Origin of the sequence: Borrelia hispanica CRI (assembly GCF_000500065.1) — a bacterium.
GTDB lineage: Bacteria > Spirochaetota > Spirochaetia > Borreliales > Borreliaceae > Borrelia > Borrelia hispanica.
The window spans coordinates 1-4,429 of record NZ_AYOU01000160.1; the positions used below are offsets into that span (position 1 = coordinate 1).

General features: G+C 27.3%; 7 protein-coding genes. 2 read left to right on the forward strand and 5 right to left on the reverse strand.

Going from position 1 to position 4,429, the window contains the following annotated elements; genetic code table 11:
• From U880_RS10360 to U880_RS0106825, 5 genes are all read right to left on the reverse strand, one after another.
• The coding region (locus U880_RS10360; protein ID WP_024654493.1) for a hypothetical protein at positions 1-207 on the reverse strand (207 nt) is incomplete at its 3' end.
• A gap of 11 nt (positions 208-218) precedes the next feature.
• A complete protein-coding gene (locus tag U880_RS0106810; protein ID WP_024654492.1) occupies positions 219-608 on the reverse strand; it encodes a BBA14 family lipoprotein in 390 nt (129 codons plus the stop codon).
• 12 nt (positions 609-620) lie between these two features.
• Positions 621-983 (reverse strand): hypothetical protein, encoded by a 363-nt coding sequence (locus U880_RS0106815; RefSeq protein WP_024654491.1) that lies wholly within the window; start codon positions 981-983, stop codon positions 621-623.
• 27 nt (positions 984-1,010) lie between these two features.
• Positions 1,011-1,703, reverse strand: a complete 693-nt coding sequence (locus U880_RS0106820) for a DUF261 family protein (protein WP_024654490.1) — start codon at positions 1,701-1,703, stop codon at positions 1,011-1,013.
• Complete coding sequence (locus U880_RS0106825; protein ID WP_024654489.1) at positions 1,693-2,088, reverse strand: hypothetical protein; 396 nt, start codon at positions 2,086-2,088, stop codon at positions 1,693-1,695. Before U880_RS0106825 ends, U880_RS0106820 begins: the two co-directional genes overlap by 11 nt.
• A gap of 322 nt (positions 2,089-2,410) precedes the next feature.
• Between U880_RS0106825 and U880_RS0106830 the strand changes: the two genes are divergently transcribed.
• The gene (locus tag U880_RS0106830; RefSeq protein ID WP_024655308.1) at positions 2,411-3,061 is read left to right on the forward strand and encodes a DUF3450 domain-containing protein; all 651 of its coding nucleotides are present in this window, start codon (positions 2,411-2,413) and stop codon (positions 3,059-3,061) included.
• 373 nt (positions 3,062-3,434) lie between these two features.
• The coding region (locus U880_RS0106835; RefSeq protein ID WP_024655309.1) for a plasmid maintenance protein at positions 3,435-4,429 on the forward strand (995 nt) is incomplete at its 3' end.

A 4,429-nucleotide genomic window follows, 5' to 3' on the forward strand; every position in this document is an offset into this window, starting at 1 on the left:
AGAATCAGAATCATTAGAATCAGAAGAACCAGAATCAGAAGAATCAGAATCATCATTAGATGATATTAATTCTGCATCAACAAATTCAGAAGGTTCATTAGACACTGTGGAAACCAAATCATCAGAAGAAGGAGCATCTGTACCCAAATCTAATGATTCTCCTTCTTCTAATCCAGTTTCTAATTCAACTTCTTGTTGCAAATTCACTATATTTTCCCCTACTCCTCTAAGTACACCTGGGTATATTTACGATACACAGAAACAGCAATAGGTTTTGTTCCTTCTATATAACGTTTGTAATAAGCAATTCTCTTAGTAATTCCTAATTCACCAGCATCACCTTGGTATGTAGGATCAAAAGGTTCAAAATATGGAAATTTGTCCCTTTTGTAATAACGATCAACATACTCTTTAGTATCAAGAAGCCACAAATTGAGACTTAATGCATACTGAAATAACGCAGCCTCATCAATAGCCAAACTTACAGGATCATTTTTCTCTAGTAGTACAGGTTCAACAGGCAGACTTGCAATACCTTTACAAGACAATAATATGACTACCAAAAACAAAGACAACAAATAACTTTTATTTACAATAAATCTATTCATAAACGCTTATACCTATAATGATTCAGTTTGAACTTTTTGTAATATCTCACTAGCAATTTGACCTCTAAGCTTAATGAGCTTATCATACTCATCCCAATTCTCACCATCTTCTAAAGCCCTGCAAGCATCAATAGCTACATCAAGCGCTCCTTGAAGTTTAGAATTAAGTATTTCAAATGCACGTTTGTCTTCATTGTTTTTTGCAATTTCATTCTTGATATAGTAAATAAAATTAAGAATGTTACTTGTAAATTTCATACCTTCACGTACAAGATTAGTATTAGACTCTCCTATAAAACCATCAAATTCTGCAAGTAAAGAATCTTTTGCTACTACCGCATCAAAAAGTTTATTTACATTTTTTATTGCACTCACTTTAAACCTCCCAAAATAAATTTTTTTTCATGCTCTATTAAACTGCTCACGATACAAAGCAAGTCTTTGCCTAACGCCATTAACAATAGACGAATCACTAATTTTAAATACTCGTAAAGATTCAAGAACACCATCATTTACAGCTTTGGAACTACCAAGTGAATCCCAAATAACAGAATTTAAATCATTATCAATAATCACAAAATGATATAAATCACTTTTACTATCTTTATATTTACCAATTAAAATATCACAACTATCAGGATCATATTCAGTAGGGGAGTAGTGTACATCGAGATAATGAATATCATCACTAATTCCAAGACTTTTGAATATTAAATTTGGATCAAGAACATACGAATTGACATCTTTTAAACATCCAGCATCAGCAAGACTTTTAAAAAGCAAATCAACTTCGAATTTATCGAAACATTTTTCAATCTTGTCTTTTATCTCTTTTACCACAAAAGAAATAAACAAAATACATAAGAAATAACATCCAAACTTACAAATAGCACTATTTTGTTCTTTGAAATTATATTGAAAAGGAACTACTAGCCTGTGTTTTTCTATTTCTTTGATTTTTTCATACACTTGATAAGAAGAATTTTTCAATGGAACAGCACTTTCGAGCAATTCTGATTTATATTTTTTTATAAAATGATCTTTCAAGACGTTATATGCAAAATTGTAAATAAAAACAAACAATTTATTTTTCATCGTTTACTTCTTCCCCTACTCTGTTTACTTCTTCCCCTACCCTCTTCAAAGAATCAAAACATTTGTCCAATTCTTCTTTGAATGCACGCTTAATTTTTAGTCTTTCTTTGAACAGAAGAGTTTCTACTTCTGATATCATCTCTTTACTTTCCAAATTCAATTTTTGAATATCCTTTTTAAAATCTTGTTTGAAAAAATTTTTAAGGGATTCAAATTCATTCTTCAGTCTGTTTTCAGATTCAACACGTAATTCTTCGAGAAGATCTTTCTTAAGTTCAGCTAAAAATCCTTGAAAAGCATAGGTTCCCAATCCTGAAACACAAATCACTATTCCTGTTACAACAGTTCCAATGATATTTAGTTGTTTCTTAAGATTATTAGCCACCTAAATCCCCTCCTGTTACCCTTGAAAATGACAAACAAAATTACTTTACCATTCTTAACCTAACTTTATTTAATTAAAATCAACAAAAGCAAAGTAATTTGCTCTTTTCATCTCGGAAATAAATCAATGTATATATTAGTACCAACTGAAAAATATACAATATTATTACCATAAACAATAAATAAAAATTAGTCAATATTATTAGTAATATAATTTTTATTAACGAGTAAATACTAACAAACATAAGACAATAAATCGATCTTTCACCAAAGATTAACCTTTAGTTATAATAGTATGTAAAATATTATAAGGAGATAAAACAATGATAAAAATTAGTACTATAAAGTTGTATAAAATTGGCGAAGTAGTAAAAATTCTAAAAGAAAATTTCAATTTTAAAACTGATACCCCGACTCTTTGCAGGAAAGCAACTATACTAAATGCATATGTCAAATACAAAGAAGTAAGATATATTCCAGAAGACATAATATATCATTTAACAGTAGATATAAAATTTAAGACAAACAAAATAAATACTAAAGAAATTATTGAACAAAAATTAGAAATTATAAATCAAGAGATAAGTAAATATGATATACATCATACAATACCTCCAATAGAGGCTATACAACAAATTAAGACCAATAACCGCAATACAACAAAATTTATTAAAGCATTTTTAGAATTAACAGAAAAAATTCAAAACATAGAAGAACAAACTCAACAAAAAATTCAAAATATAGAAGAACAAACTCGAAAAGAAATTCAAAATATAAAAGAAGAAACACAAAAAGAAATTCGCAACAAAGATCAAACAATATCAAAGCTACAACAAAAGATACAAAACATCCAAGAAACACAACAAGAACAGATTCAAATAAAATTACTCAAAGAAGTAAAAAATACATTAAATTATTTAGTCCAAAAAGAAGCAAAAAAAAATAATTGCTACAAATTGCAACACAACAAATAAAAAAAAATATTTAATATATATAAAAATTAAAAATAATTCTAAAAATATTATTTACCTAATATTTAGGATTATATAACTAATGTTAGTCAATATTAATTGACAATCAAATTGCATTAATTTAAAATTAGTATTTATGATGCGAAATAACATCTTAAATACTAATTATGACATATTTTTTTACTATATAAATAAAAATTTCACAAAAATTGTTTCTAAAGTTTATTCAACAAAAAGAATAGTGTATAAAAAAATCACCCCTACCGCAAAACTAGTCAAGAGTGAAATATTTGTATATAATAGTATACAAATTAAAGTCCAAAGATTCTTTAAAAAAAGAAAATCTAAACTTTGGACAAAATAAAAAATCGAAACTATGCTAAGTATACCAAAAGATAATAAGAATTTCAAATTTCAAGACCCAGAAGGTCAAATAAATGCAATATTAAAAAGCCTTGTAGAACTAAATATTCATAAAGATCCCAATAATAGTCAAACAATACGAATGTCATATGTTAAATTGCAAATAATCAAGATGCTAAAACGATATAACAGAATAATTAAAATTTATTGGGCAATCAATACTAAAAATACAAATTATAAACAATCAATGGGAATTGAAGAATATTCAGCTTGTGATATCCAAAAAATAGTACTTAAATTATTAGAAAATGATGCTGCAAAAAAAGTATGTAAACGCACACTAGAATTAGACATAAAGCTACTCAATAATCTAAATCTAATAAAATCTAAAATCATAAGATTTGGAAAAGGAAAAGGAAGTGTTGCTTATTATGTGCAAAATATGGAACTAATGCCTACACATAAAGACGCGATATTAGAATATCTAACACAAATGCTACAAGATAATTTAAAAGATAAAATCATAATTGGAAATTTCGATCTTAACGAACCTTTTGATAACGAACCCAAAAATATAAATTCAAAAACTACAAAATTTATAACAGAAAAAATAGAAAACAAAACTAATGAACAACTTCATAAAAATCGTATGGGTATAATTTCGCATGTGCAAACACCGGACGTTGTTAATAAAGCTAATATAAGCAATATAAATAAAGAGAATTCTAAGAACTCTTTAGAGAAAAACTCTGTAAAAAATCTTTCATGTGAAAAACCAAAAAGAGTTGAGCAAAAAAGTGAAAAAGTGCGATTTAAACGAATTGGCGTAAAAACTAGACTGATAGATGTGCACAAAATAAGCAAAAACTATATGCAACAGGTGAAAGAGCTGAGCAACAACGATTCTACGTACATAAACGCCCTGCTAAATTTGGAGACTGCCATAAATGAGTATGGGAAAGAATATGACATCGAAGATATTTTGAAACACTTTCTAAAGCAATTTGG

Excerpts from the sequence above, each read along its gene's own strand:
- U880_RS0106810 (WP_024654492.1), bottom strand. The coding sequence starts at position 608 with ATGAATAGATTTATTGTAAATAAAAGTTATTTGTTGTCTTTGTTTTTG.
- U880_RS0106820 (WP_024654490.1), bottom strand. The coding sequence starts at position 1,703 with ATGAAAAATAAATTGTTTGTTTTTATTTACAATTTTGCATATAACGTC.
- U880_RS0106830 (WP_024655308.1), top strand. The coding sequence starts at position 2,411 with ATGATAAAAATTAGTACTATAAAGTTGTATAAAATTGGCGAAGTAGTA.